Source organism: Streptomyces sp. NPDC005141 (genome assembly GCF_053599975.1).
The window spans coordinates 1-23,900 of record NZ_JBSFYW010000092.1; the positions used below are offsets into that span (position 1 = coordinate 1).

Consider the following 23,900-nt stretch of genomic DNA (forward strand, 5'->3'; position numbering starts at 1 on the left):
CACTGCCTCCAGCGAGGGGAACTGTTCGACGAACAAACCGCGTTCCCCTCCCTTCTTGCGGAGGCAGCTTGACGCCTAGCTCCGTGAGATGTCTTTGTTGGGGCCGCTGAGGGCATCGGCGAGTGTGATCGAGTTGGGTCCGTCATGGCTTCCTCCAGCCGTTCGGCAGGGCTGTGCCGGACGACTGTGCGAGGTCGGCGGAACGGCTTTGCGATGGAGCTGTCCTGGGGCGAGTGATCGTGGCCCCGTACGCTTCCGGCGGGTCGGGCCGCCTGTGGACCTGCCGGGTTCCCGGCGGATTTCCGGCTGCGCAGCCCCAGGGCCAGTGAGGCGCACGGCTCATGTGCGGCGCCCTGCGCGTCCCCGGCTCACACGCAGGACGAGACGCATCACCGGCTCATGTGCAGCGCCACGAGCAGTTGCCATACCTGGTCCGCGACCGCTTCCGGGGTGCCCTCCAGCAGGCCGTGCAGCCAGTCCGCGAGGACACCCGCGAAGGTGGCGGCGACCGCGGAGGCGACCAGGGGAGCGTCCGGAGCGCCGACGAGGGTTCGTTCGGCGAGGCTGCGGGCCCGCAGGTCGTGGTGGAGGACGCGGCCCAGCGGGCCACCGCCGCCCGGGCTCAGCAGCGCGCGGTAGAGACCGGTGTGCGGGGCGAGTTCGGTGAAGAAGGCGCGCAGGGCGGGGGGCGCGGACACCGGGTCGGGGCGGCCGCGCCAGGCGTGCAGCGCTTCTACTGCCTCCCGTACGACATCGGCGCACGCGTCGACCGCCAGCGCCTCCAGGTCGGCGTAGTGCACGTAGAAGGTGGCCCGGCCGACCCCGGCCCGCCGCGCCAGCGCGGCGACGCCGATCTCCTCCAGCGGATGCTCGGCGCACTCCTCCAGCAGGGCCTGCCGCAGTTTGGCGCGGGTCCGGGCCGCGCGTGGGTCGTCGGGTGTCATCCGGCGACGAGGACGGCGGCCAGGGCGAGTGCGCCCGGCAGGGCCTGGGCGAAGAGGATGCGGCGGTTCGCGGTGACCGATCCGTACACGCCCGCGATCACGACGCAGGACAGGAAGAAGACCTGCGTGTCATGACCGGTCGGGTCCGCCGCGACCAGCCCCCAGATCAGGCCCGCGGCCAGAAAGCCGTTGTACAGCCCCTGGTTCGCGGCGAGCGGCGCGGTCGCCCGGGCCATCTGCGGGTCGAATCCATGAAGCCCCCGCCCCGGCTTCTTCTCCCACAGGAACATCTCCAGCACCAGGATGTACAGGTGCAGTGCGGCCACCAGGCCCACCAGCACGTTCGCGACCGTTTCCATCGTCGGCAGGCTCCCTTGCGCGTTGCTATTTCGTGGACAGGTGTCCACTATACATGGACAGGTGTACAGGAAGTGACGAGCGCCTCAGGTTGTCCCCTGTGCCTCTGGGGTAGCGATGCACCCGGTTTCCTCGCGGCGGACTGCAATGGGCGGCCGCCGTCCTCGTATGCCTCGGCTGGCTCCTGGCGACGACGGCCGCCGCGGGCGCCAACCGCATGCTCCGCAGGTCGTGACCCGCCGGCACCCGGCACCCGGCACCGGCACCGGCACCGGGGCCGGGGTGAGCTCCCCGGAACCGGGCCGGGGTGAACTCCCGATCCCGGGCCGGGATATGAGCGTCTGCGACAGGTAGTTCAGGTCGCAGGCACCGGCGTGATTCAGGCGTCCGGCGCCGCGTACACGCGCTCCCCTCCGACATAGGTGAGCGCGACCCCGGTCTCCTTGATCGCCTCCGGCGGTCCCGCGAAGGGGTCGCGGTCCAGGACGACGAGATCCGCGAGGGCGCCCGCCCGTACGCTGCCGGTGTCGTCGAGATGGTTCGTGTACGCCGTTCCCGCGGTGTACGCCGTCAACGCGGCCGTCAGATCGATGCGTTCGGCCGGCAGGAACACCGGCCCCGCCTCGTCCGGGCTCACCCGGTGGACCGCGACATGGATGCCCTGGAGCGGGTCGGGGCTGCTGACCGGCCAGTCGCTGCCCGCGGCCAGCCGCGCGCCGGAGCGCAGCAGCGCCCCGAACGGGTACTGCCAGGCGGCGCGTTCGGGCCCGAGGAAGGGGATGGTCAGCTCGTCCATCTGCGGTTCGTGCGCGGCCCACAGCGGCTGGATGTTCGCCGTGGCGCCGAGCCGCGCGAAACGCGGCACGTCGTCGGGGTGCACTACCTGGAGATGCGCCAGATGCGGACGGGTGTCGCTCGGCCCGTTCGCCTTGCGCGCCGCCTCGACCGCGTCCAGGGCGTGGCGGACGGCACCGTCGCCCAGCGCGTGGAAGTGGCACTGGAACCCGAGAGCGTCCAACTCGGTGACGTACGAGGGCAGGTGGGCCGGATCGATGAAGCTCTTGCCCCGATTGGCCGTGGCGCAGCCGCACTTGTCGAGGTAGGGGTCGAGCAGCGCGGCGGTGCCGTTCTCGGCGACGCCGTCCAGCATCAGCTTGACGCTGGTCGCCCGGAACCGACCGTGGTTCAACGCCGCTCGCCGCTCGACGAGTTCGGGGATCTGCTCGGCACCCCGCGCCCGGTCCCACCACAGGGCGCCGACCACTCGCGCGGTCAGGGACCCTTCGCGGGCCGCCGTCATGTACGCCTCGGACGGATCCTCCATGCCCAGGAACGTGCCGACGATCGCGTCCTGCCAGGCGGTGATGCCGAGCGCGTGCAGATGCCGCTGGGCGTGGAGCAGCGCGGCGAGCCGGTCGGCGGACGTGGCCGCCGGGGTGAGCCGGCCGACGGACTGCATGGCCCCTTCCTGCAGCATGCCGGTGGGCTCACCCGAGGCGTCCCGCTCGAACCGCCCGTCCGCCGGGTCGGGCGTGTCCCGGGTGACCCCCGCGAGTTCGAGGGCGCGGCTGTTGGCCCAGGCACCGTGGTGGTCCCGGTTGGGCAGGTACACCGGCCGGTCCGGCACGACCGCGTCCAGCAGCTCCTTGGTCGGCGTCCCGCCCTCGAAGGCTTCCATGGACCAGCCGCCGCCGGTGATCCACTCCCGCTCGGGGTGGGCGTCGGCGTACGCGCGGACGGCCGCCACGGTGTCCTCGGCCGTCTTCGCGCCGGTGAGATCGCACTGGGTGAGTTCCAGGCCCGCGGGCACCGGGTGGACGTGCGCGTCCTGGAACCCGGGCAGCAGGAGCCGCCCGGCCAGGTCGACGACCTCGGTGTCCGGGCCGATCAGTTCATGGACCTCGGAGTTTCCGACGGCGGTGATCCGCTCGCCGGTGACGGCCACCGCGGTCGCGGTGCGGCCCTCGGGGGTGAACACCGGGCCGCCGGTGAAGAGAAGGTCAGCGTGCATGGTTCCGTTTCCTTGGTCGGGGTGGCCGGAAGCCCTCGGTGAAGAGCGGTCAGGAGTCCTCAGTTGGGGGTGGCCAGGAGCTGGGGCGCGTCGGCGTCGGTTCCCCGCCCCGTGGTGAAGTACGGGGACTTGCGGACCCACTTGGCCCACGCGGCGGCCGCGAAACCCGAGACGATCATGACGGTGGGAGCCAGCAGCAGGAACCAGCCGTTGTCCGCGCTCACCTCGAAGTGATCGGTCGAGGTGTAGAAGGACCAGGCGAGATAGCCGCCGAGGCCGAGCAGCGCCACGGCGCTCAGCGTAGGAAGCACGACCGCGCGTATCCCCTCCCGCCAGTCCTCCCGGAGCAGTCCGCGGAAGCGGGCGGCGGCCGCGAGGGCGGTCAGCGCGTACGACAGCGCCACGACGATCCCGACCGCGCTGACCGTCGCCATGATCATGTCGGCCAGCCGGGGAATCACCAGGGCGAGCGCGGCCACGACGACCGCCATCGCGCCGATCAGCAGCGTGCCGACCGCCGGAGTCCCGTACCGGGCGCTGACCCTGGACCACACGGGCCCGAGCGTACGGTCCCGGCTCATCGCGAACATCCCGCGCGCCGTCGGGATCACCCCGGCCTGCAGCGAGGCGACGGCCGAGAACATGAGCGCCACCAGGGGCAGCGCGGCCAGCGGCTGGTCGGCGAGCCGGTTCCCCAGGAAGGCCAGTCCCTCGGCGCCGTGTCCGGCCAACTCGTCCTCGGACAGCACGCGTTGGAAGGCCACGGAGCCGAGCAGGAAGAGGCCCAGCATGGTCACCAGCGTGATGGTCCCGGCCCGCGAGGCGTCGCGCGGATCACGCACCTCCTCGTTCACGGTGAACGCCGCCTCGAAGCCCCAGTAGCAGAACACCGACAGCAGCAGCCCCTGTGCCAGCGCCGTCGCCGAGGGGATCTGGAAGGGGTCGAACCAGCTCAGGCTGAAGGGGTGCGGGCCGGTCACGATGCCGTATCCGCAAAAGCCCAGCAGGACGACGTACTCGAAGACCAGCAGCCCGCTCTGGAGCCGCGCGGCGGTTTTGACGCCCGTCACCGCGGTGAACGTGACGGCGACGAGGACCAGGATGCCCACGGACGTGGTCTGGGCGGTCGAGCCCGGATCGAGCGTCAGTCCGGCCACGGTGTGCAGGCCCGCCTCGCCGGCGAGCTGGATCATCGCCGAACCGGTCACCGCCGTGGTGTACGCGAGGAACGCCACCGTGGCCACGATGCTCACCCAGCCGACCAGGAACCCCAGCCAGGGGCTGAGCGAACGGCCCACCCACACATAGCCGTTGCCCGCGTTCGGCTCGACCCGGTTCAGCCGGGAGAAGGCACCCGCGATCCCGAGGACCGGCAGAAACGCCAGCAGCATGATCGCGGGCAGATGCAGCCCGACGACCCCGGCCGTCACGCCCAGGCCGATGCCGATGCTGGTCGTCGCCGCCGTACTCGAGGCGGCGATGGCGACCCCGTCCACGACGCCGAGGGTCCTGCGCAAGGACGGGGGGTCCACACCGTACGGCTTCTGCGTCATGACCAGCTCCGATCGCACCCGGGGCCTGATTCCGGCCCGATGAGCGGCAATGAAACTGCCCGGGGCCTTAACAGGTCAACGTCGTTGACATAAGGTGCCCGCACCGGAGGGAGACCCCATGACGTCCACGAACGACCGAGTCGTCCCGCCCGCCGCCCGGCGGCGCAGACGCCCCACCAAGACCGGCGTCGTCCTCTCCGAGGAACTGATCGTCGAGACCGCCCTGCGCCTGCTCAAGGAGCACGGCGCCGACGCCCTCACCGTCCGCCGCCTCGGCCTCGCCCTCGGCGCCGACCCCAGCGCCCTGTACCGCTACTTCCGCGACACCGACGACCTGCTGCTCGCTATCGCCGACGAGCTCATCGGCCGGACACTGCGCACCTGGCACCCCACGGGGGACTGGCGTGCCGACCTCAGGGACCTCGGCCTGCGCGTGCACTCCGGCTCCCTCGCCCATCCGCAGGCCGCCGTCCTCAGCTCCTACCGGGTGACCGGCCGGATCCACGAGATCGAGGCGGTGGAGGCGATCATCGGCGTGCTGCGCGGCGCCGGATTCCCCGACCCCGAGGCCGTACGGATCTACCACGCCTTCGTCGACCAAGCGCTCGCCTTCGCGGCCCTGGACGCCGCGAGCGTCGCCCTGCCCCGGGCCGCGCGCGACGCCGAGGCCGGCGTGTGGCAGGTGATGTACGCCCGGCTGCCCGCGGACAGCCACCCCAATATCGCGGCGACGTCCCGCCACCTCGTGCTCGACATGCGGCGCAGCGCCTATCCGACGGCGCTCGACATGCTGCTGAGCGCGGCGGCGGCCCGGCTCGCCGAGATCAGGGGAGGCGGGAACCCGTCGGGAACCCCACCGCACCCGCCCGGCCCGGCACACTGAGCCCCGCGCCACCGTCATCCCCGCAGAGCCACTTGTACGCCCTTACCCGCAGGTGTGCCGCCCGCACACAGTCGCCCAGGAGGCTGTCCGCAGATGAACCCGCCCGCCCGCACCCGGAAGCAGCGCCAGCAGGACACGCTCGCCCGGCTGGAGACCGATGTCGACGCCTGGGTGTCCACCGCCGACAGCGCCGGCGGCACGCCCCATCTGGTGCCGCTGTCCTACCTCTGGGACGGCAAGACCGTGCTGCTGGCCACCCCTGCCTCGAGCCCCAGAGGCCGCAACCTGCGGGCGACCGGCACGGTACGGCTCGGCATCGGGCCGACCCGCGACGTGGTCGTGATCGATGGCACCGTCCGGACGCTCGAAGCCGACGAGCTGCCGGACGGGGCCGGCGACGCCTTCGCCACCAGGACTGGTTTCGACCCACGTCAACTTACCGCCCACTACCAGTACTTCAGCGTCACACCGCAGCGCGTGCAAGCCTGGCGCGAGGCCAACGAGATCTCCGGCCGCGACCTCATGCGGGACGGCGAGTGGCTCGCGGCCGACTGAATCGCCCGGACGGGGTAACCCGGGACGGCAGGGCAGCGGCGTCCGTTCGGCCGCCGCGTCGTCCCGGAACCCCTTCGGAGGAAAAATGGCACTGGTCACGGCAGCCGTCGTGGTGCTGGACTGCGCCGAGCCCGAGAAGCTCGCCGCCTTCTACAAGGAACTGCTCGACGCCGAGGAGACGCACACCAGCGCGAACCGCGTCGAGATCAAGGGCACCGACGACATGCGCATGGCCTTCCGCCGGGACGGGAACGTCACACCTCCCAGCTGGCCGCGTCCCGAGAACGCCTTCCAGGCCCATATCGACTTCTACGTGGACGACCTCGACGCGGTGGAGCTCGTGGTGATCGGCCTGGGCGGGCGGGCGCTGGAGACGAAGGACGCGTCCGGACCGTACGAGGAACGCGGCTACGCCGACCCGGCCGGACACTCCTTCACCCTGCGGTGCACACGCTCCACGGCCCCCAAACAGGGCTGACCGGGAGGCTATACGGACCAACCCGCCCCGACCCGGCTCAGGCGTTGGTGGTCGATTCGGTCGCCTGCCCGCGATCCGCAAGGTACGGGCCGAGTGCCTCACGGCGTGAGCCCAGCCGGCGGAGGCGCTGGTGGCCGAGCGCCGCCCCGATGGCCGGCACCGCCGATGGCCGGTACCGCCGATGGCCGGTACCGACGCGATCGGGGCGGATGTGCATCGGCCGGCTACCGCCGTCGAGGAGGGCCGGGACCTGTCCTCGATGACGGCATCCTGACCGGCACCGCCTACCGTCTGCTGCCCGCCAGACGGCCCGGCCTCACTTCAGGTGTCGGTCCAGGAACCGGCACCCGTCCTCCAGCTCGAACCACGGGGTTCCGGTGTGCCCGCCCAGATTGGCGTGCAGCGTCTTCTCCTTGCTGCCGAAGGCGTCGAACAGGTCCAGGGCCCGCTGCCGGGGGTTGCCTTGGTCGTCCCACTGCAGCAGGAACAGCAGCGGAATGGTGACCTGCCGGGCCTCCTCGCGCTGGGCGCGGGGCACGTACCCACCGGCGAAGAAGCCCGCGGCCGCGATGCGCGGCTCGACGACCGCCAGCCGAATGCCTAGGGCGGTCCACCCACCGGAGTACCCGACCGGGCCGCCGATCTCGGGCAGTTCAAGGAGGGCGTCCAGAGTGGTCCGCCATTCCGGGACCGCCTTCTCGACCAGCGGGCCGATGAAGGACTCGAAGATCTCATCGACCGGCTCGCCGGCCTGCATCGCCCGGCGGAGGTCCGCGCGGGCCTGCTCGTCGGCGGTGGAACGGGGCCGGTCACCGCACCCGGCGGCGTCGATGCTGGCCACCGCGTAGCCGCGCGCCGCGGTGTACCGGGCCCGGGCCACCAGCCGGGGTTCCGCCTTGGGCAGGCCGTTGTTGTGGGCCATCAGGATCAGCGGGGCCGGTGCGACGGATTCAGGAGTCCACAGGGTGCCGGGGATCTCGCCGAGGGTGAATTCGCGTTCGAGGACGCCGTCGTCGAGGCGCTGTTCGGAAGTGAATTGCATGGTCGTGCCTTTCGGGAGGGCTCTGGAACGGCGCTCCCGGACGACCTATCGTCCGACCGTGACCCCGGAGGGGAGCACCCATGTCGATACTGTGTTCACGGGTACCACCTCCTCGTTCTCTCGCACGGCCTCCGGAAAACTAGCAGGGGTCGCCGTGGCCCGCCAACAGGTTTTCGCGGAGGCTCGGCGGTGAGGGCCGGTGAGGTGCTGCGCCTGAATACCCGCGATGGACAGCTCCCGGTTGACGGTGTCGGCGTCCATCGCGTCCGCTCGAGCCGCCGCCGGGTCGGCCGGCACCTCCCTACCTCTGGCACCTCCGGCACCTCTGGCAGTGCCGAGTCGTCGATCGCGGTTGCGGGGAAGACGGGCGGCCCGGCGGCCGGAATCGTCCGCCGCAGGTCGCGATGATCACCGTAGGGGCTCTCTGTCGCAGTAGATCCGGCAGGCCTGAACCATGCTCCCGTACATGCGATGAATGCGTCCCGCGCGACCTACTGTGGTCCGGCTTGGAGGAGAGCTGCTGCGCCGACCGGGGACGATCGGCGCAGCAGCACAGCAGCACAGCAGCACAGCAGCGCACCCGGGCGCGGACCGGACCCGGTCAGCGTGGTGTGCTGTCGTCGGCCTTGAACGGGCCACCGTGGCCGGGCACGATCAGGTCCGCGGCGTCCAGTACCCGGAGCCGGGAGGCGCGCAACACCTCACGGTCGGGGGCTACGGGGTCGTCCGCCGGACCGTTCGCGTCCCACCACAGGTCACCGGCGAAGGCGACCACACCCGAGTCCGTGCCGGCCAGCAGTGTGATGTCCTCGGGGCTGTGGCCCGGAGTGCGGATCAGGCGCAGCGACGGGGTGAGTTCGTAGCCCTCCGCGTCCCGGTTCCTCCACTGATCGCCGAGGTACTCCACCTTGTGGTCGTGCACACGGGCCCGCCCGAACAGGCCCACGTTCATGGTGTTGTCCGGGTGGTGGTGACTGAGCACCACGTCGGTGATGTCGTCGGGGCCGAGTCCCAACTCCGCGAGCGGGGCGAGGATTCGGTCGCGGCTCGCCACCATGCCCGGGTCGAAGATCACATGTCGGCCCGCGTCGGATATGTAGGAGACGGTGGCGGCGACCCCGGGCCCGGTGGAGCCCGTGTAGCCGGTGGTCAGGATCGTGTACACGGCGCTGCGGCCGAGCGGTGCGTCTGTCATGGCCTCAATCCTTCCTGGTGGGCGGCCCGTTCACGAGTGGCACATCTGCCGCTGATCGCAGGATTCGTGCCACACTGCGGATGTGTCCCCCTTCGTGACCGTGGCCGCGTACGCCCCGCCGGGAGTCGGCCTGCTCGCCGCCGGCATCGTCGCCGAGGTCTTCGGCCCGCACGGTGAGGCACTGCCCGGCTTCGACTTCGCCCTGTGCACCGACCGGCCGGGGCCGGTCCCCACCGACGTGGGCATACCGCTCACCGTCACACATGGCCTGGACCGGCTCGCCTCCGCCGATCTCGTGATCGCCCTGCCCTGGGCCGACTTCCGTACACCACCCGCTCCCGCCGTGCTCGACGCGCTGTCGGACGCGCACGGGCGCGGCTCGCTGGTCGCGGCCCACTGCGTCGGCGCCTTCGCGCTCGCCGCCGCCGGACTGCTCGACGGCCGACGGGCCACCACCCACTGGCGGTTCGCCGAACTGCTCGCCCGCCGCCACCCCGACACCACCGTCGAACCCGACGCCCTCTACATCGACGAAGGGCGCATCTTGACGGGCGCGGGAGCCGCCGCGGGCTTCGATCTGTGCCTGCACCTGCTGCGGCGGGAGCACGGAGCCGCGATGGCCAACGCCGTCGCCCGGGACGTGGTGCTGCCCTCGCACCGCGACGGCGGGCAGGCGCAGTACCTGGCAGCCCCCGCCCCCGAGGACTGCGGCGACGAGCGTCTGGCCGAGGTACTCGCGTGGGCCCGCGAAAACCTCCACGAACCGCTTCCCGTAGCGGAATTGGCCCAGCGCGCCATGATGAGCAAACGCTCCTTCGCCCGCCGCTTCACCGCCGCGACCGGTACCACCCCCCACGCCTGGCTGCGCAGCCTGCGGCTGAGCAGCGCCGAGGAACTCCTGGAGACCACGGACCTCCCGGTGGAGGAGATCGCCCGCCGCGTCGGATACGGAAGCGCGGCCGTCCTGCGCGAACAGTTCGTACGACGCAGGGGAGTGCCGCCCCGCTCCTACCGCCGTTCCTTCACGAACACGCCGTAGCGAGCACGCGGCCAGCCGGGTGGGCCGAGCCGCATCGGCCTCGCGGTGAACACCGCTACTGCGCAACGTCGTTGCCGTCACCTTGACCGGCATCGCTGACCCTGCCGGCTCACAGATCCATCACGGGCCGCAGGTCTGCTCGCCTCCTTCGAACGACCTCGCCCGCCGGCGCTTGCGGTGCCCTCGACCGATCCGGTGCCGGGCTCGTCCCACGCAGGATGCGCAGGGATACTTCGACGCGTTCCTTTCACACTCGGAGGGCCCATGCAGCTCCTTCCCCGCTCACTGTCGGGCTGGACCATCGCGGTCTTCGGCCTGCTCGCCGCCGCAATGGGCGCACTGGGGCTGATCGCTCCGGAGACCCTGCTCTCGCTCATGAGCCTCGCGCCGGACGCAGCACCCGAACGCGCGCACGACGACTACACGTTGGTCTTCCTGACCGCCTCGTCCATGGCGGCGCTGAACATGGGCGTGTACTACGTGCTGGCCTCCCTCTCCGACTGGAAGGCCTTCTTCCGTTGGACGGTCCCCTTCCGCCTGCTGACCTGCACGGTCTTCACGCTCGCGGTACTCGGCGGCCGTGCACCGAACGGCTTCCTGGGTGTGGGCCTGTGGGAGGGAATAGGAGGGCGCGGCGCTGCTCCACGAGAAGCGGCGCGCGCTTCCCGCGGCTGACGGGACCGCACAGGACGGGCGCACGGAACGGTCGATCCAGCCCCCGGCGATGAGCTGAGCAGGCGGAGGTCCCCACGTCGGCCGAGCGCGCGGGCACCATACGCCGACAGGAGAAGGTCCCTCGGCCCCAGGAGGTCGCGCCCGGGACCGGCCGGCCTCCTCATACGCCTAAGCGAAACCGCATGCACCGCGACCAGTACGGAACCCACCCCGACGGGTGCGGGGCGTGCTTGCCCAGGCCGTGTCCCTGGAATTGCGGCAGGTCATCCATCCGATCGCTGAGATACGTCCGGCTTCGGCGTCGTGGGATCAGATGCGGGGAACGTAGCGACGAAGGCTTGAACGCCTCTTTTCTCAGTCGCGGCCGGATGTGTCGGGGGAGGGCCACACTCCGGTGGAACGTTCGATGGCCTTCGCGCCCGTGCGGTCCACCGCACTGCGCACGACGGCGAAGATCGCGCCCTGCAGGGCGGCGGCGAGCAGCACCTCGCCCCAACCGCGCTCCTTGTCCAGGGCGTCGGGAGCGTCTTCCTCGTGACGTATTGCCATCCAGGCCTTCTGGAAGGCGAGTCCGGCGAGGGAGCCTCCCGCCCAGCTCAGCACGAAACCGACCGGCTTGTAGGTCATGGACAGCTTGCGCTTCTTCTGCTTCTTGGACACCTGAAGCTCCTTCATTCGTTCTCGAGGCCGCGGATGCACGCCGGGCCTGCTCCGGCGGTACGAGTGCCCGATTTGCGGCGCTCGATTCCCTCGGCCGCAACGGTGTGAGGCGCGAAGGCAGGGGAAACCGGCCGGAGTGAGCGCTGACGACACGCAGGAACGGCCGGAAGAGAACCAGCGGACGAACGACAAGGAGGACGGGTCGGACAGCAGAACCCGGGTCACCGTATGGGTGGCGCTGGGCGCCAACCTGCTGATCGCCGTGGCCAAGGCGGTGGGTGGTCTGCTCACTGGATCGCCCGCGCTCCTCTCGGAGGCAGCGCACTCCGTCGCGGACAGCCTGAACGAGGTGTTCCTCCTCACCGCTCTCCGCCGCAGCCGCCGCCCCGCCGACCGCAAGCACCCGTTCGGCTACGGCAAGGAACGGTTCTTCTGGTCACTGCTCGCGGCCGTCGGCATCTTCGTCATGGGCGGCTGCTTCTCCTTCTTCCAGGGTTTCGAGGCACTCCGGAACGGCGCCGAGGAGTCCTTCAGCGGCTATATGGCGGGGATCGCGGTACTCGGCGTGGCCCTGCTCGCGGAAGGCGCCTCGCTGCTGAGGGCGATCTTCCAAGTACGCGGCAAGGACGGCGACGGCATGCGCGACCCGGCCCTGCGGACGGTCGTCGCGGAGGACGGCACCGCGGTGCTCGGCGTGACCCTCGCGATCATCGGCATGGTGCTCCACGTGGTCACGGGCCAGGTCGTGTGGGAGGCCTCCGCCTCCTTCGCCATCGGGCTGCTGCTCGTGCTCGTCGCCTTCTGGCTCGGCCGTGACGCGCGCGACCAGCTCATCGGGCGGGCCGTCGACGAGGAACAGAGCGGCCGGATCCGTGAACTGCTGAAGGCGCAGCCCGAGATCGACAGCGTCGAGGCGCTGCTGACCATGGAGCTGGGTCTCGGCTCGACGCTGGTGGCCGCCCGGATCGACCTCGTCCCGGGGCTCGACAGCGAGGAGGTCGAGGAGGTCGCCGTGCGCATCAAGCGCTCCGTGGCCCACACCTTCCCCGAGGCCGACCAGATCTTCCTCGACGTCACCGACGCCCGGGCCGCGCGAGCGGCCGCCCGCCGCGGCGAGACGGGGGCGAGCGACTGGGCGCAGGCCGGCGACGCGGCAGCGGGAAGCCCCGCCGCGACGGGGGGACGCGGCGGGGCCTGACGCACGGGTGCCCGACGCCCGGCGGTTCATGCACACCGATCGCACGGAAATCCGGGAGCGATCGGTGCCCGCCGGGGCGCCGGTCTCAGCCGGTCGGGCCGACCGGTCTCGGTCGGCCGGCCCGACCGAGGTCAGTCGGTCGGCTCCAGCACGAAGACGGGGATCTCCCGGTCGGTCTTCGTCTGGTATTCGGCGTACGGGGGATACGCGGCGACCGCGCGCTCCCACCACTGGGTCTTCTCCTCGCCCGTGATCTCCCGGGCCGTGAACTCCTTGCGCGCGGGCCCGTCCTGGAGCTCGACGCGGGGATCGGAGGTGACGTTGTAGTACCAGACCGGGTGCTTGGGAGCGCCGCCCAGTGAGGCGACCACCGCGTACCGTCCGTCGTGCTCGACGCGCATCAGCGGGGTCTTGCGGATCTTGCCGCTCTTGGCGCCGCGCGTCGTGAGAATGATGACGGGCATGCCGGTGTCCATCAGCGTCGTCCCCTTGGTCCCACCGGAACCCTCGTACAACTCCACCTGTTCCCGCACCCACTGCGTAGGGCTGGGCTCGTACTCGCCCTCAAGTGGCATGACTTCCGTCCCATCGTCGCGTCGGAATGGCCGTGTCTCGGCACGATTCAACACCAGTGCGGACGTGAATCTTCCGCACCGCCGCCCCGCGTGGCTTCCCGCGCCGGGCAGGCGCCCGGTGAAGCGCACCCGGCGCACCGCCCACGCCGGGCGTCTCACCGTCGGGACGGCGCCGGGGCTCCCGGCGCCGCACCGCCGAGGACGTGCCGACGGCCCGGCGCGTCGCCGCCGGGAACCGGCTCAGCCCCAGGTCGCCCCCGCCGGCTCCTTGATGGTCGCGTTGAGCCGGTTGAAGAAGTTGGTCGTCGCGATCCAGAGGATGAGCGCGGCGAGCTGCTGCTCGTCGTAGTGGTCGGCCACCTCGTCCCAGAGTTCGTCGGAGACGGCGTCACCACTGCGGTCGTTCAGCCGGGTCATCTCCTCGGCCAGGGCCAGCGCGGCCCGTTCGGCGTCCGAGTAGTACGGCGCCTCGCGCCACGCCGCGACCGACCAGAGCCGCTCGTCGGTCAGGCCCGCCTTCTTCCCGCCCTTCCCGCCGGCGTCGACACAGGCGCTGCACCCGTTGATCTGACTGGCCCGCAGATGCACGAGCTCCAGGGTCTGCTGGGGGACACCGCCCCTGCCCGTGGCCTTGTACAGCCCCTGGACCGCCTCCATGGCGCCGGGAAGGATCATCGCCGGGTTCTTCATCCGTGCCTGCATCAGCTTCTCCTCGGGAATGCGCGGTGCTTGTCGCCCCGTCACCGCACTGACGGAACCCGGCGCGGGAATGTGACAGGCGGCAGAACCTCATGGCCGGGCCATGAGCACACGTGCGGCCAGCAGCATGATCACGGCGCTCGACGCGAGCCCCGTCACCAGCCGCCCCCGGTGCCCCGTCAGAGTCCGGCCCAGCAGTGCGCCGCCCCCGGCGATCAGGAGCTGCCAGCTCGCGGACGCCACGAACGCGGCGAGGACGAACACCCCCTGCTCCAGCGGACGTACGGCCTCGGCCGTCCGGCTGCCGAGCACCAGGGCGGCGAAGTAGACGACTGTGGTGGGGTTCAGCAGCGTGATCCCCAGCAGCGCCAGGTAGGCACGGGCCGGGCGCGGGGGATCCTGCCCGGCACGCACGGGGAGCCGCCGCTCGCGGTACTGGCGGACCGCGCCGGTCGCACCGCGGACCGCCAGCACGGCGAGGACCAGTACGGAGGCCCAGCGCAGCGGGAGCAGGAACGGCTGGAGCCCGGCCGCGAGCGCCGTACCGCCCAGGGCGGCGACGAGCGCGTACAGTCCGTCGGCCGTCGCGACGCCCAGCGCGGCGGAGGCGCCGATCCGCAGGGACGTACGGGCGGTGAGGGAGACGAGATAGGTCGCGACCGCTCCGACGGGCATGGCGATGCCATAGCCCGCGAGAAGCCCCGCGACGAGCGCGGCGGTCACGACCGGGGAAGCTCGGGCCTCCGCGGTCGGCCGGGCTGCTGCTGGACCCGCACCGGACGAACGGCGGCGGAGGTCGGCGGCAGGAAGGCTTCGATCGTGAACATGGGCAGATGCTCGGGCCAACGGATGTGCCCGCGCAACCGATTTTCGAAAGGGGGTGTTCTGGAGGAGATGGAGCGATGCTCGCGTTGCTGGGGCTGGTGCTGGCCCACTACTCGATGATCCACACCCCTCCTGGGGAACTGCCCGCGCTGCTCGCCGAGCAGGCGCGTGTCCTGGCACCAGGGGGCCTGCTCCTGGTCTCGTTCTTCGCGACCGACGCGCCCGAGCCGGTCCGCTTCGACCACAAGGTGACGCCCGCCTATAGCTGGCCGGCGGACCGGTTCGCCGAGCTGCTGGCCGGGGCCGGGCTCGTTACATTCGCCCGGCTGCTCCACGACCCGGCCTCCGAGCGGGGCTTCCTCGACGCCCACTTGCTGGCCCGCCTCCGCTAGAGCATGGCCTTCTACTGTGGTGGGCTCTCGTAGTCAACTGTCGCTGGCTCCCCGAGGAACCCAGCCCGCTGGTGACCTTGCGTGATCTCCTGGGGCGTATCGGCTCCATGTCCCGCCGGTCTCTCTGATGAGGCGGCTGGTGGTCTTGTCGTGGTAGTCGAGGGCGTTCGCGACGACGGGGCCGGGTAGTTCGAGGAGTTGCTGCCGGATGGCGGCGCCGCGGGCAGCGGCGGCCGGGACCCCGACCTCGTTCAGGAGCGCGGACAGGTCCCCGTCACCAGGGCGGAGCCCGGGAAGAGCACGGTCCTGACCGCACCCTGGGCAGATGCCTCGTGTCCGGACGGCGCGGTCCAAGCAGGTTCGGCAGACATATCCGTCCGGCCAGGTCCCGGCCTTGTGCCTGCGGCGGACGCAGGCAGCACTCGGCCATGTACCAGCGTTCGTACTGCTCGTCGGTGGCGTAGGGGCGGGTCATGCGTCGGGCAGGATGCGGGCGGCGCGGGGCCGCAGCTTCGCGACGTTCGCGGGCGGGGCGGGCAGGTCTCCGGTGGCGGTCTTGCGGACTCCGCCGTTCTCGGCCGTGGTGGCCACGAGGTCGGCCGGAGAGCAGGAAAGGATGTCGTAGAGCGCGGCCATGACCTGCAACGACAGGCGTTCCGGGGTGCCGGAGACCAGACGGTGGACCTGGGAGGCGGACAGGTCGATGCCGCGTTCGTGCAGCAGCGGCACCAGTTCGGTGGCCGTGAAGATCTGGTGTTGGGCCATGATCTCGCGCAGCCGCCAGGCGTATCCGACCTTGCGTTTCATGTCTGCCTCCCGGTCTGGGTCTGGAGGGCCGCGGCGATGGTGGAGTCCAGATGCCGTCGCGGGGTGCGGGTGCGGAAGTCGGAGGACACGCCGGTGTAGAGCGAGGTGGTGCTGGCGTGCTCGTGGCCGACCTGCTCCTGGACGAAGCGCGGGACGAGCTGGACGCGCTCCGTGCGCGGCTGCTGGCCGTACTCCCGCTCGTGGACGAGAGCGCCCGCGAGGCTGTGTCCGGCGTCCTCAAAAGCTGGCTGGTTCTCGTCCAGGTCCTCTGCGTCGACTGGCTCACCCAGGCGACCTGTACCCGCACCCAGTTGCGCGACGTCTGCGTCGGCGCGGTTCTCGGCGCCCTCCGGCCACTGCTCGCCGAGAACCCCGCCCCCGACTGGCCGTCACAGGGGCCCGGCGCGGGCACTTGGAGCCTGTCCGACGGATGAATGGCGCGCAGAGCCCGGTCCGTCGCCGATTGCGGTGAAGAATCGGAGGATTGGACGTAGGACCATCACTGGGGAGGGATCCTGATCATGGCTGATGCGCAAGTCCGTAAACACACGAGGCCTGTTGTCGAGCGCGCCGTGGCAAGTCTCGGCGACTATGACCATGTGGATGCGGTGGCCGTGGATCTCCCCGCAGGTACGAGCGCAATCGAGTTCACTCGTATGGTCTTCACCGGGACTCCTGAGTGGGTGCACAGACTGCTCACCCTGCGCGACATGCTGATGGCGCCCTTCGGACTCCAGTCGCAGAAGCGCGTCCCGGTGCAGGACATCCGGATCGAGCCCGGTCTCAAGATGGGGCCCTTCCGGTTGTTGACCGTGACCGAAGACGAGGTCTTGTGCGGAGACGACGACAAGCACCTGGACTTCCGTACCTCTTTCGCGGTTCGTCCGTCTTCCTCTGGTGAGGGGCGGGAAGGCGTGTGCACGACGGTCGTTCGGTTCCACCGCCCAGTCGGACGCTTGTACTTCAAGGCGATCCAGCCATTTCACAACCTGATCATTCCCCGCGTTGTCGCAGGTGCTGTCCGTGTCTGACAGTCGCTTTCCGTGCGCGGTCTACGTGCTCCAGCCGGCCGGCACCCGGGCCCGCAAGTTCGCCTTCGGCAAGGCCTGGGCCGTGGAGTCGCTGAGCGCGGCTGACGTCCGCCGCTTCCTTGCCCGGCCGGAACAGCAGACGACCGCGGCTACCGCGAAGGAGACGCACAAGGTTCTCCGTACGGCTCTCTCGGCCGCCTGCCGTGAGGAGCTGATCGCCACGAACCTCGTCACCCTCATCGACGCGCTTCTGGTCGAGTCCCGCAGGCTCGATCCCTGGAGCATCGCCGGGAGTCAGCGACCAGGTGTTCACCACGCGAACGGGGCGGCCGATCGAGCCACGCAACGTCTACCGCTCCTTCACTTGGGTCGCCACGAACGCGGGTCTTCGGGTCATCCGGCTGCACGATGCCCGGCACGGCTGCGCGACCCTGCTCACCGTGGCCGGCGTGGCGCCACGCGTCGTCATGGAGATCCTGGAGCACAGCCAGATCGCCGTCACGATGAACGTCTACGCCCAGGTCGTCCAGGACACACAGCGCGAGGCGGTCAGTCACATGGATCGGCTGCTCATGCGGCGCCTGCAGCGCGAGTAACCACAGCACTGATGTCAGATCCGGATGTCAAAGACCCCCAGCCATGATCGGCTGGGGTCCTTTGATCCTCCTGGTGGGCGCGGACGGTTTCGAACCGCCGACATCCGCCTTGTAAGTTCGCTCCATCAGCCGCTCTGGAGCTTTTAGGCCCTCGTTCGTCGGGCGCGTTCGGTTGCTCAAGGCTGCCTGTGTACGCCGTCGTTGATGTCAGCTGGTGATGTCAGGTTGGATGGTGCGATGGAACGCGTTGAGGCAGAGCTGTTCACGGACGGCGGGAGCAACGCTGTGGTGCGCCTGCCACCCCGTCGGTTCCCCGGCGTCTTGATCCAGGATGACTCCGTCTCCATCATCCGCAGCGAAGTTGCCGAAGTCGTTGAAGCCTGTGACCAGGGCGACCTCGCCGGGGCACGGGAAACCGCCGGCCTTCTGCTGGCCGACCTCGATGAGCTGCTGGCGCGGTACACCGCCGCGCTGGATGCCCACAAGGTCGCGCGGCCGTACTGATCGCAAGGCTCTGGTCTGAAAGCTGGATCGCTGCTTTGTAGGGCGGCCGTACGGGGCGACGAAGGTGTGCAGGTCACGCTGAGTTTCGGAGAGTCCCCAGCTCGGCGCTTCTCGGCTGCGGCGGACCGTGGTTGACCATCCGGTGTGGCCCGGCTGTGGCACGCACCGGCACCCGCATTAAGAGTTCGATTACCAGGGCCGACGCCCCTCTAGCACGACTGAAATTCGCACCCTAGACTTGCGTCGGATAAGCCAAAGTACACGCATTCTTGAACCCGCCGATGCGCATGAATTGACGGAGGTTCGCCATGCAATTTGCCGGAGTGGCCATTTCTATTCTTGCACTCGGAATCAGCATCTTCTCGCTTGCGGATCGAAAGAGACTTGACAAGCGAGACCTCACCCTCAAGCTGCACGAGACACTCCTCTCCCCCGAATTGCAGGCCGGAAGACATATTCTTTTCAACCTCGACAAAGAGGTATCCGAACTCAGCCGAGAAGAATATGGCAAAGCAAATCGAGCATTGGCCACCCTTGACGCCGCAGGTTTCTATTGCACCAAGGGGTACATCAACGAGGGGGACTTTCTCGAACTTTGGTCACCTTCTTTGGCTAAGCTCAAATACAAGGCGGCGCCGTTTCTTGCGCATCGAGACGCAGCGAGGCCAGCCGATCTGCCCGCCTGGCCTTACTATAGGCAACTGGTTGATAAAGCCGAGAATGTTCTCAACTCTCGCTGATATGCGCTGCCCACTTATATAGACACAGCATATGATCCGTAGCTCTATGTGGATCAGTCAAGAGAGGTCATACAGGTTCGCCTTGCGCCTTTGAAGAGCACTGCCAGGCACGGACGATGGCCGTGGTTGCTGTACTTCAGTGCTGTACCGCGCGCATCCGCTCCAGGAGGTTGCCACTTGAAGTCAGAAGCTACGGATGATCAACCATCCGGCGATTCCGAGCACCAGCAGGTATCCACCGATAGAGAGTGTTTTGCCCAAGCCTTCGCGACCAGCGTTCTCGATCCACCGGCCGATGATCCCGACCAGCGGTGCCACAAAAATGATCAGAAGGATGCCGATAAAGAAGTCCATGATGCCCCCTGGCTGCGATGACTTCCTGGTGATCTAGGGCGTGATCGTAGGTCACGGGATCTCCCAGGGGGAAGCTCCGCACCTGCCCAAACCGTGTGGCAGACCTTGATCGCCAGGTCATGTGGCTTGTGCTGCATCCAGCAAGGTCGGTGGAGCCTCAATCACTGATGCAAGCCAGCGGGGCGCCGTCCATCGGTTGCGGTTGGCGCCCCGCGTTGAGCACAGGATTTGATCTATGGCCTCATCTTTATCAGGTCGGTCACACGGACCCAGACACGTCGGTCAACCTGTTCTCCGCCTCGTCCTGCTGGCCGCTGAGGTTCGGCGTCGACCGTCCGTGTTCGCTCGTGTTGGTGTCAGGCGCTGGTGTCAGATCTCGAACTCTGGCGGGGGCGCCGCCGCCTGGACGGCGCCCCGCTTGGTGTCAGCCGACGTGCAGGGTCAGGGCGGCGGTGTGGAGCGTGCCGCCTGTCTGGAACTGCAGGAACAGCCGCCAGTTGCCTGCGGTGGGCAGTTCGGCGTGGAAGGCCAGATCCGGGCCGCCGTTGTCGCCGGTGACCTTGGTGGTCGGGTGGAGATGGGCGAACTCCTGGTTGCCCTCGTGGAAGGCGGTCAGGTGGGCGTAGGTGTCCAGGTAGGGCTGGAGGTCGGTGACCGGCTTGCCGTCCTTTGACACGGTGACGCTCACGGGGTGGGCCATGCCGGCCATCGGCTCGCCCTTGACGGTGACGGTGTACCCGTCGACCTCCGCGGTGGTGGCCGGCGCGGGCAGCGGGGTCTTCGTGGCGTTGCCGGGGACGGTGAGGGTGCGGCTGAGAACAAAGTCCTTGCCCTTCCCTGTGCCGCTGTCGGGGGTGAAGCTGGCGAACGTGCGCCAAGAGCCGGGTGCCAGTGAGGTCAGGTCGGCCGTCCAGGTGCCGTTCGGGGCCATCGTGGGGTGGATGTGCTGGAAGCCGGTCAGGTCGGAGCGGATGGCGTAGAAGTGCATCCGCTTGGTCTGGTCGAGGGCGAAGCTGGTGACCGGCTTGTCGCCCGTGCCGGTGACTGTGAACCGGTACGCGGCCTGCTTGCCGGACGGCAGGGTCACGTCCTTCGAGGTGAGGCGGTAGCCGTCCTGAGTGTCGGACAGTCCGTTGCCGTCAGCCATATGGTCCATGCCCGGCATGTCGCCCGTTGAGGATGACGCGCTCTGCGACGACGACGTGGAGGGCATGGTGCCGTGGTCCATACCGGGCATGGACGAGGAGTCGCCGGAGGAGCCACAGGCGGCCAGAGTCAGCGCGAGAGCGGCTGCCGTACCAGCCACAGCGACAGTGCGGCGGCGCACGGTGAAACGAGATGAAGCGAACATCGAATGGTGGTCTTTCCGGGTGGGCGCACCACACCGGTGGCGCGCGGAAGTGAACAGGACACGGGGCCGAACCGGCCGTTGCCGAAGTTCGGCGTCGTGTCTGTCACGTCCGTGCGATGCACACCTGGAGCAGGAGATCTCGTCCGCTGGACGGCGGCCCCCGCCACTCCGTCCGGCCGACAGCCGCCCGAAGTCCGGCTGGCATCCAGACGGCCAGCACCGTGACGGCGGCCACGGCGAACAAGCCGGGCGCAGGCAGGGGGATCCGCTCAGACGCTGGCGTCGACACGCACAGCACCCCGGACATTCCCGAAGCATCTGCGTGGCGCACGCTCAGGCCCGCCTGATGCGCGTCCGGCGTGTGGGCCATGGTCGCTGGGGCAACGTCATGGCCGCCGGGCATCGGCGAGGACATCGCCGGCATCGCCCCGTGGCACCCCCCGGCGGCGGTGGCCGGAGCGCCATGCATGAGGAACAGGCCGAACAGGATCGCGCACACCGCCAGCAGCCGGGTCACGCCCCGGTTGCCTGCCTGTCCGCTACCCACAGCCGTTCCTCTTCCTTGCTCGCTGTCCGCGTATTGTCCTACTCGGACAATACCCGGGCAGGGTATCGTTCGCCCGACTCATTCGCATCCGGCTCCCGCCTGGACTGTCGGTCAGAACCTGATCACATCAGCCACCACCCTCCTCAGCTTCCATCCCGTCTGCCGTCGGCCCACACACCGTGGAGCGGGCGTGGTTCCTGGCGTCCAGGTGGAGCGCGCCACTGTACGAACGACTGTGAGGATTGGTTGAGGCATCGCTCGGAGGTCTGACCCACCGAACGATTGACGCTTCGGGCTGCCCTTCAAGGAATCGTCGGCCGGCCGGGCGGTGCCGCTTTGCGCGCGTCCGGCCGAGCGTCTGTGACCTCATAGCGCCTCTGTGTGTCAAGCGGCTTGAGCGAGGTGGTTCCGTTGGTCTCGTTTCATGATCCGGTAGACCACGTTGGACAGGCGTCGCTTGAGAGCCCGGCGGGCCTCCGAAGGCGTCTTCCCCTCAGAGATCTTGCGGAGGTAGTAGTCCTGCCCGCGCCCGCCGTCGCGGATCTGGCAGATGGCGATGGTGTGCAGGACCGAGTTCAGCGCACGGTTGCCGCCGGTGTTGAGTCGGTGGCGGACGTTGTTGCCGCTGGAGGCGTCCAGGGGTGCGCTACCGGTATAGCTGGCGAAGTGGTGTTCGGTGGGGAACCGGCTGATGTCCCCGATGTGGCCGAGGACCTTCGCGGCCAGCACGGTGCCCAAGCCCGGCAGGGTGGTCAGCGTGGTGCGGGTCGCAGCGATGGCCTCGCGCATCTCGGCTTCGTTGACCTTGACCTGCCGGTCCAGTTTGCGCAGGTCGGCCAGCAGGTCACGCGCTATGTCCCGGCGGCAGTTGTCGGTGGCCGTGACCGGCCGGATGCCCTTCATCAAGGTGGCGGCCTTGTCTGCCGACAGGCCGGTGGGTGCTCCGCCGGGCAGGAGATCGCGCAGGACGGCGTGAAGTCGGTTGAGGACGCGGGTGCGTTCGTGGACGAGGTCGTCGTGCCGCTCGGTCAGCAGCCGCAGGATCGTGGTCTGGTCCTCCCGGACCACGGGGCGCAGGTCATGGCGGAAGAGGGCGGCCTGGGCGACGTGGAGGGCGTCCTTTGCATCGGTCTTGCGGTCACCGCCGGTGGCCAGCAGCCGGGCCCGGGCTGACAGGGTGGAGGGCACGTCGACCACGTTCTCGCCCGCGACGGCCAGTTGCTGGGCGAGCGAGCGCCCCAGGCCGCCGGCACCCTCGACCGCGAAACGACGGTCGGGCCACTGCTCGCACCAGCGCATCAGCTGGCGGAAGGTGCCAGCGTTGACGACGAACCGGCGCTGGGCGACCTGGTGGCCGGCGGCGTCGACGGCGACGGCGGTGTGGGACGACTTGTGGGGATCGACACCGATCAGGATCACAGGCTGCTGTCCTCGCACTCGATGAGACAGGAAGGGGAGTGCGGTGGGCACCCTGACTTGAAGCCACTGCGTCATCTTCATGCCTCTGTCGAGCCACACCGCGCGGGTGTCGGCCGGCGGCGGCACGCTATCAGTGAGCCAGCCCGATGGCGGCAAGGAGCACTGCGGGCCCGTGCCGACCGACACCCTGGACGCTACGGCTGCAGACCGAGCATCTGGAGTCGATTCAACAAGTCAGGAGCCCGGCCAAAGGTCCCATCACACTCCCCCTACCTCACGGAAGGACAGCAGGTAGCGGCATGACGGATCAGATCGCGGTGGCCGGCGGGGTGGACACTCATACCGACTTCCACCAGGCAGCGGTGATCGACAGCATTGGCCGACACCTGGCCACTGCTCCGTTCCCCACCACCCCCCGACGGCTACTGCCGCCTGCTGGGGTGGATGCGCATGCATGGTGACGTGCTCGCCGTCGGGGTTGAGGGAACCGGTGCCTTCGGTTCCCAACTCGCCCGGTTCCTCCGGGCGAGCGAGGTGGCCGTGGTCGACGTCGACCGCCCTGACCGCAAGGCCCGGCGGGCCAACGGCAAGTCCGACCCCGTCGATGCCTGTGCCGCCGCGACCGCCGTGCTGTCCGGCCGCGCCCATGGCCGGCCCAAGACCCGCGACGGCATCGTCGAGGCCATCCGGTCCCTTCGGGTGGTTCGCCGCTCGGCCGTCAAATCCCGCACCCAGACGATCAACCAGATCCGCACGCTCATCGTCTCCGCCCCCGCCGAGGTCCGGGAATGCCTGCGCAGCCTGCCCACCTACCAGTTGATCGCACAACTGGCCCGCTCCCGCCCCGGGGCGGACCTCGCCGACCCGACCTGCGCGGTCCGAACCGCACTACGACGTCTGGCCCGCCGCTACCAGCACCTCACCCAGGAGATAGCCGACGCTGACGCCGAACTCGACCCCCTGGTCGCGCAGGCAGCTCCCGGGCTGATGGATCTGATCGGTGTGGGCACCGAGACAGCCGCCCAACTCCTGATCACCGCAGGCGACAATCCCGACCGGCTGAAGTCCGAAGCCGCCTTCGCCCACCTGTGCGGGGCAGCCCCCATCTCCGCCAGTTCCGGACGGACCAACCGCCACCGCCTCAACCGTGGCGGCGACCGCCAGGCCAACCATGCCCTCCACACGATCGCCCTCGTGCGCATGCGCTACGACTCCCGCACCCGGCACCACGTCGCGCGACGCACTGCCGAAGGCATGTCCAAGAAGGACATATTCCGCTGCCTCAAACGCTTCATCGCACGCGAGGTCTACAAGCATCTGGCCGGCATGAACATTCCACAACTACACCTTCCACAGGCCACTTGACGTTCTATAAGAGTCGACCGTTCACCTGCGGTGACGCCCCGCGGGCGTGAAAATCGGTACAGGGGCTGTCCGCCGACGCCGCTTGATGTTTGGGCCGTGAGCCCG

Annotated in this window: 24 protein-coding genes and 4 pseudogenes; 13 read left to right on the plus strand and 15 right to left on the minus strand. The window is 69.4% G+C overall.

Going from position 1 to position 23,900, the window contains the following annotated elements; all coding sequences use genetic code 11:
* Positions 1 to 389: 389 nt before the first annotated feature.
* The 4 genes from ACWD68_RS38735 to ACWD68_RS38750 form a co-directional block, all read right to left on the minus strand.
* A complete protein-coding gene (locus ACWD68_RS38735; RefSeq protein WP_451811165.1) occupies positions 390 to 944 on the minus strand; it encodes a TetR/AcrR family transcriptional regulator in 555 nt (184 codons plus the stop codon).
* Positions 941 to 1,303, minus strand: coding sequence for a DUF1304 domain-containing protein (locus ACWD68_RS38740; RefSeq protein ID WP_451811166.1), 363 nt, complete (start codon positions 1,301 to 1,303; stop codon positions 941 to 943). The genes ACWD68_RS38735 and ACWD68_RS38740 overlap by 4 nt, the downstream gene beginning before the upstream one ends.
* Positions 1,304 to 1,680: 377 nt before the next feature.
* Positions 1,681 to 3,312 carry an amidohydrolase gene (locus ACWD68_RS38745; protein ID WP_451811167.1) on the minus strand — a complete coding sequence of 544 codons (1,632 nt, stop codon included), beginning with the start codon at positions 3,310 to 3,312 and terminating at the stop codon, positions 1,681 to 1,683.
* A gap of 59 nt (positions 3,313 to 3,371) precedes the next feature.
* Positions 3,372 to 4,865 (minus strand): APC family permease, encoded by a 1,494-nt coding sequence (locus ACWD68_RS38750; RefSeq protein WP_451811168.1) that lies wholly within the window; start codon positions 4,863 to 4,865, stop codon positions 3,372 to 3,374.
* A 118-nt stretch (positions 4,866 to 4,983) separates the two neighbouring features.
* Between ACWD68_RS38750 and ACWD68_RS38755 the strand changes: the two genes are divergently transcribed.
* The 3 genes from ACWD68_RS38755 (at position 4,984) to ACWD68_RS38765 (ending at position 6,781) form a co-directional block, all read left to right on the plus strand.
* Positions 4,984 to 5,748 (plus strand): TetR/AcrR family transcriptional regulator, encoded by a 765-nt coding sequence (locus ACWD68_RS38755; protein ID WP_451811169.1) that lies wholly within the window; start codon positions 4,984 to 4,986, stop codon positions 5,746 to 5,748.
* A 93-nt stretch (positions 5,749 to 5,841) separates the two neighbouring features.
* Positions 5,842 to 6,303, plus strand: coding sequence for a pyridoxamine 5'-phosphate oxidase family protein (locus ACWD68_RS38760; RefSeq protein ID WP_451811170.1), 462 nt, complete (start codon positions 5,842 to 5,844; stop codon positions 6,301 to 6,303).
* 85 nt (positions 6,304 to 6,388) lie between these two features.
* Entirely contained in the window at positions 6,389 to 6,781 is a 393-nt protein-coding gene (locus ACWD68_RS38765) for a VOC family protein (protein ID WP_451811171.1), read from the plus strand.
* Between the two features lie 316 nt (positions 6,782 to 7,097).
* Here the strand turns inward: ACWD68_RS38765 and ACWD68_RS38770 are convergent, their stop codons facing one another.
* Together ACWD68_RS38770 and ACWD68_RS38775 are read right to left on the minus strand one after the other, a co-directional pair.
* Positions 7,098 to 7,823: a dienelactone hydrolase family protein gene (locus ACWD68_RS38770; protein ID WP_451811172.1), complete on the minus strand. Its 726-nt coding sequence runs from the start codon at positions 7,821 to 7,823 to the stop codon at positions 7,098 to 7,100.
* Positions 7,824 to 8,424: 601 nt separating this feature from the next.
* Positions 8,425 to 9,018, minus strand: a complete 594-nt coding sequence (locus ACWD68_RS38775; protein WP_451811173.1) for an MBL fold metallo-hydrolase — start codon at positions 9,016 to 9,018, stop codon at positions 8,425 to 8,427.
* Between the two features lie 82 nt (positions 9,019 to 9,100).
* Between ACWD68_RS38775 and ACWD68_RS38780 the strand changes: the two genes are divergently transcribed.
* Both ACWD68_RS38780 and ACWD68_RS38785 read left to right on the plus strand, forming a co-directional pair.
* Complete coding sequence (locus ACWD68_RS38780; RefSeq protein ID WP_451811174.1) at positions 9,101 to 10,057, plus strand: GlxA family transcriptional regulator; 957 nt, start codon at positions 9,101 to 9,103, stop codon at positions 10,055 to 10,057.
* 264 nt (positions 10,058 to 10,321) lie between these two features.
* On the plus strand, positions 10,322 to 10,732 hold the full coding sequence (locus ACWD68_RS38785; protein WP_451811175.1) for a hypothetical protein: 411 nt from the start codon (positions 10,322 to 10,324) through the stop codon (positions 10,730 to 10,732).
* A 354-nt stretch (positions 10,733 to 11,086) separates the two neighbouring features.
* Here the strand turns inward: ACWD68_RS38785 and ACWD68_RS38790 are convergent, their stop codons facing one another.
* The gene (locus tag ACWD68_RS38790; protein WP_451811185.1) at positions 11,087 to 11,359 is read right to left on the minus strand and encodes a DUF4235 domain-containing protein; all 273 of its coding nucleotides are present in this window, start codon (positions 11,357 to 11,359) and stop codon (positions 11,087 to 11,089) included.
* Between the two features lie 265 nt (positions 11,360 to 11,624).
* Between ACWD68_RS38790 and ACWD68_RS38795 the strand changes: the two genes are divergently transcribed.
* Complete coding sequence (locus ACWD68_RS38795) at positions 11,625 to 12,590, plus strand: cation diffusion facilitator family transporter (RefSeq protein ID WP_451811186.1); 966 nt, start codon at positions 11,625 to 11,627, stop codon at positions 12,588 to 12,590.
* 131 nt (positions 12,591 to 12,721) lie between these two features.
* Here the strand turns inward: ACWD68_RS38795 and ACWD68_RS38800 are convergent, their stop codons facing one another.
* The 3 genes from ACWD68_RS38800 to ACWD68_RS38810 form a co-directional block, all read right to left on the minus strand.
* The gene (locus ACWD68_RS38800; RefSeq protein WP_451811176.1) at positions 12,722 to 13,165 is read right to left on the minus strand and encodes a nitroreductase family deazaflavin-dependent oxidoreductase; all 444 of its coding nucleotides are present in this window, start codon (positions 13,163 to 13,165) and stop codon (positions 12,722 to 12,724) included.
* Positions 13,166 to 13,405: 240 nt separating this feature from the next.
* On the minus strand, positions 13,406 to 13,867 hold the full coding sequence (locus ACWD68_RS38805) for a carboxymuconolactone decarboxylase family protein (RefSeq protein ID WP_451811187.1): 462 nt from the start codon (positions 13,865 to 13,867) through the stop codon (positions 13,406 to 13,408).
* An 87-nt stretch (positions 13,868 to 13,954) separates the two neighbouring features.
* Positions 13,955 to 14,587, minus strand: coding sequence for a LysE family transporter (locus ACWD68_RS38810; RefSeq protein WP_451811177.1), 633 nt, complete (start codon positions 14,585 to 14,587; stop codon positions 13,955 to 13,957).
* 191 nt (positions 14,588 to 14,778) lie between these two features.
* Between ACWD68_RS38810 and ACWD68_RS38815 the strand changes: the two are divergent.
* A pseudogene (locus tag ACWD68_RS38815) lies at positions 14,779 to 15,081 on the plus strand (class I SAM-dependent methyltransferase); the annotation flags it as partial.
* A gap of 471 nt (positions 15,082 to 15,552) precedes the next feature.
* On the opposite strand, the gene ACWD68_RS38820 reads toward ACWD68_RS38815, so the two are convergent.
* Entirely contained in the window at positions 15,553 to 15,888 is a 336-nt protein-coding gene (locus ACWD68_RS38820; RefSeq protein ID WP_451811178.1) for a helix-turn-helix domain-containing protein, read from the minus strand.
* 152 nt (positions 15,889 to 16,040) lie between these two features.
* On the opposite strand from ACWD68_RS38820, the pseudogene ACWD68_RS38825 reads away from it, so the two are divergent.
* The 5 genes and pseudogenes from ACWD68_RS38825 to ACWD68_RS38845 form a co-directional block, all read left to right on the plus strand.
* Positions 16,041 to 16,322: pseudogene (locus tag ACWD68_RS38825) on the plus strand (TetR/AcrR family transcriptional regulator); the annotation flags it as partial.
* A gap of 87 nt (positions 16,323 to 16,409) precedes the next feature.
* The gene (locus ACWD68_RS38830) at positions 16,410 to 16,919 is read left to right on the plus strand and encodes a DUF2867 domain-containing protein (protein WP_451811179.1); all 510 of its coding nucleotides are present in this window, start codon (positions 16,410 to 16,412) and stop codon (positions 16,917 to 16,919) included.
* Positions 16,894 to 17,515, plus strand: a pseudogene (locus tag ACWD68_RS38835) (tyrosine-type recombinase/integrase). Before ACWD68_RS38830 ends, ACWD68_RS38835 begins: the two are co-directional and overlap by 26 nt.
* A gap of 237 nt (positions 17,516 to 17,752) precedes the next feature.
* Positions 17,753 to 18,019 carry a DUF6959 family protein gene (locus tag ACWD68_RS38840; protein ID WP_451811180.1) on the plus strand — a complete coding sequence of 89 codons (267 nt, stop codon included), beginning with the start codon at positions 17,753 to 17,755 and terminating at the stop codon, positions 18,017 to 18,019.
* 308 nt (positions 18,020 to 18,327) lie between these two features.
* On the plus strand, positions 18,328 to 18,759 hold the full coding sequence (locus ACWD68_RS38845) for a hypothetical protein (protein ID WP_451811181.1): 432 nt from the start codon (positions 18,328 to 18,330) through the stop codon (positions 18,757 to 18,759).
* Positions 18,760 to 18,942: 183 nt separating this feature from the next.
* Here ACWD68_RS38845 and ACWD68_RS38850 read toward each other — a convergent pair whose 3' ends face one another.
* The 4 genes from ACWD68_RS38850 to ACWD68_RS38865 form a co-directional block, all read right to left on the minus strand.
* Entirely contained in the window at positions 18,943 to 19,113 is a 171-nt protein-coding gene (locus tag ACWD68_RS38850) for a hypothetical protein (RefSeq protein ID WP_165854079.1), read from the minus strand.
* Positions 19,114 to 19,537: 424 nt separating this feature from the next.
* Positions 19,538 to 20,269 carry a hypothetical protein gene (locus tag ACWD68_RS38855; protein ID WP_451811182.1) on the minus strand — a complete coding sequence of 244 codons (732 nt, stop codon included), beginning with the start codon at positions 20,267 to 20,269 and terminating at the stop codon, positions 19,538 to 19,540.
* A 298-nt stretch (positions 20,270 to 20,567) separates the two neighbouring features.
* Complete coding sequence (locus tag ACWD68_RS38860) at positions 20,568 to 20,981, minus strand: hypothetical protein (RefSeq protein ID WP_451811183.1); 414 nt, start codon at positions 20,979 to 20,981, stop codon at positions 20,568 to 20,570.
* Between the two features lie 414 nt (positions 20,982 to 21,395).
* Positions 21,396 to 22,430 carry an IS110 family transposase gene (locus ACWD68_RS38865; RefSeq protein WP_451811184.1) on the minus strand — a complete coding sequence of 345 codons (1,035 nt, stop codon included), beginning with the start codon at positions 22,428 to 22,430 and terminating at the stop codon, positions 21,396 to 21,398.
* Positions 22,431 to 22,729: 299 nt separating this feature from the next.
* On the opposite strand from ACWD68_RS38865, the pseudogene ACWD68_RS38870 reads away from it, so the two are divergent.
* Positions 22,730 to 23,795, plus strand: a pseudogene (locus ACWD68_RS38870) (IS110 family transposase).
* The last annotated feature ends 105 nt before the right edge of the window (positions 23,796 to 23,900 follow it).

Bases quoted from the DNA above. Each gene is read 5' to 3' on its own strand.
- ACWD68_RS38735 (WP_451811165.1), bottom strand. From the start codon at position 944: ATGACACCCGACGACCCACGCGCGGCCCGGACCCGCGCCAAACTGCGG.
- ACWD68_RS38740 (WP_451811166.1), bottom strand. From the start codon at position 1,303: ATGGAAACGGTCGCGAACGTGCTGGTGGGCCTGGTGGCCGCACTGCAC.
- ACWD68_RS38745 (WP_451811167.1), bottom strand. From the start codon at position 3,312: ATGCACGCTGACCTTCTCTTCACCGGCGGCCCGGTGTTCACCCCCGAG.
- ACWD68_RS38750 (WP_451811168.1), bottom strand. From the start codon at position 4,865: ATGACGCAGAAGCCGTACGGTGTGGACCCCCCGTCCTTGCGCAGGACC.
- ACWD68_RS38755 (WP_451811169.1), top strand. From the start codon at position 4,984: ATGACGTCCACGAACGACCGAGTCGTCCCGCCCGCCGCCCGGCGGCGC.
- ACWD68_RS38760 (WP_451811170.1), top strand. From the start codon at position 5,842: ATGAACCCGCCCGCCCGCACCCGGAAGCAGCGCCAGCAGGACACGCTC.
- ACWD68_RS38765 (WP_451811171.1), top strand. From the start codon at position 6,389: ATGGCACTGGTCACGGCAGCCGTCGTGGTGCTGGACTGCGCCGAGCCC.
- ACWD68_RS38770 (WP_451811172.1), bottom strand. From the start codon at position 7,823: ATGCAATTCACTTCCGAACAGCGCCTCGACGACGGCGTCCTCGAACGC.
- ACWD68_RS38775 (WP_451811173.1), bottom strand. From the start codon at position 9,018: ATGACAGACGCACCGCTCGGCCGCAGCGCCGTGTACACGATCCTGACC.
- ACWD68_RS38785 (WP_451811175.1), top strand. From the start codon at position 10,322: ATGCAGCTCCTTCCCCGCTCACTGTCGGGCTGGACCATCGCGGTCTTC.
- ACWD68_RS38790 (WP_451811185.1), bottom strand. From the start codon at position 11,359: ATGACCTACAAGCCGGTCGGTTTCGTGCTGAGCTGGGCGGGAGGCTCC.
- ACWD68_RS38800 (WP_451811176.1), bottom strand. From the start codon at position 13,165: ATGCCACTTGAGGGCGAGTACGAGCCCAGCCCTACGCAGTGGGTGCGG.
- ACWD68_RS38805 (WP_451811187.1), bottom strand. From the start codon at position 13,867: ATGCAGGCACGGATGAAGAACCCGGCGATGATCCTTCCCGGCGCCATG.
- ACWD68_RS38820 (WP_451811178.1), bottom strand. From the start codon at position 15,888: ATGAAACGCAAGGTCGGATACGCCTGGCGGCTGCGCGAGATCATGGCC.
- ACWD68_RS38830 (WP_451811179.1), top strand. From the start codon at position 16,410: ATGGCTGATGCGCAAGTCCGTAAACACACGAGGCCTGTTGTCGAGCGC.
- ACWD68_RS38840 (WP_451811180.1), top strand. From the start codon at position 17,753: ATGGAACGCGTTGAGGCAGAGCTGTTCACGGACGGCGGGAGCAACGCT.
- ACWD68_RS38845 (WP_451811181.1), top strand. From the start codon at position 18,328: ATGCAATTTGCCGGAGTGGCCATTTCTATTCTTGCACTCGGAATCAGC.
- ACWD68_RS38850 (WP_165854079.1), bottom strand. From the start codon at position 19,113: ATGGACTTCTTTATCGGCATCCTTCTGATCATTTTTGTGGCACCGCTG.
- ACWD68_RS38855 (WP_451811182.1), bottom strand. From the start codon at position 20,269: ATGGACCATATGGCTGACGGCAACGGACTGTCCGACACTCAGGACGGC.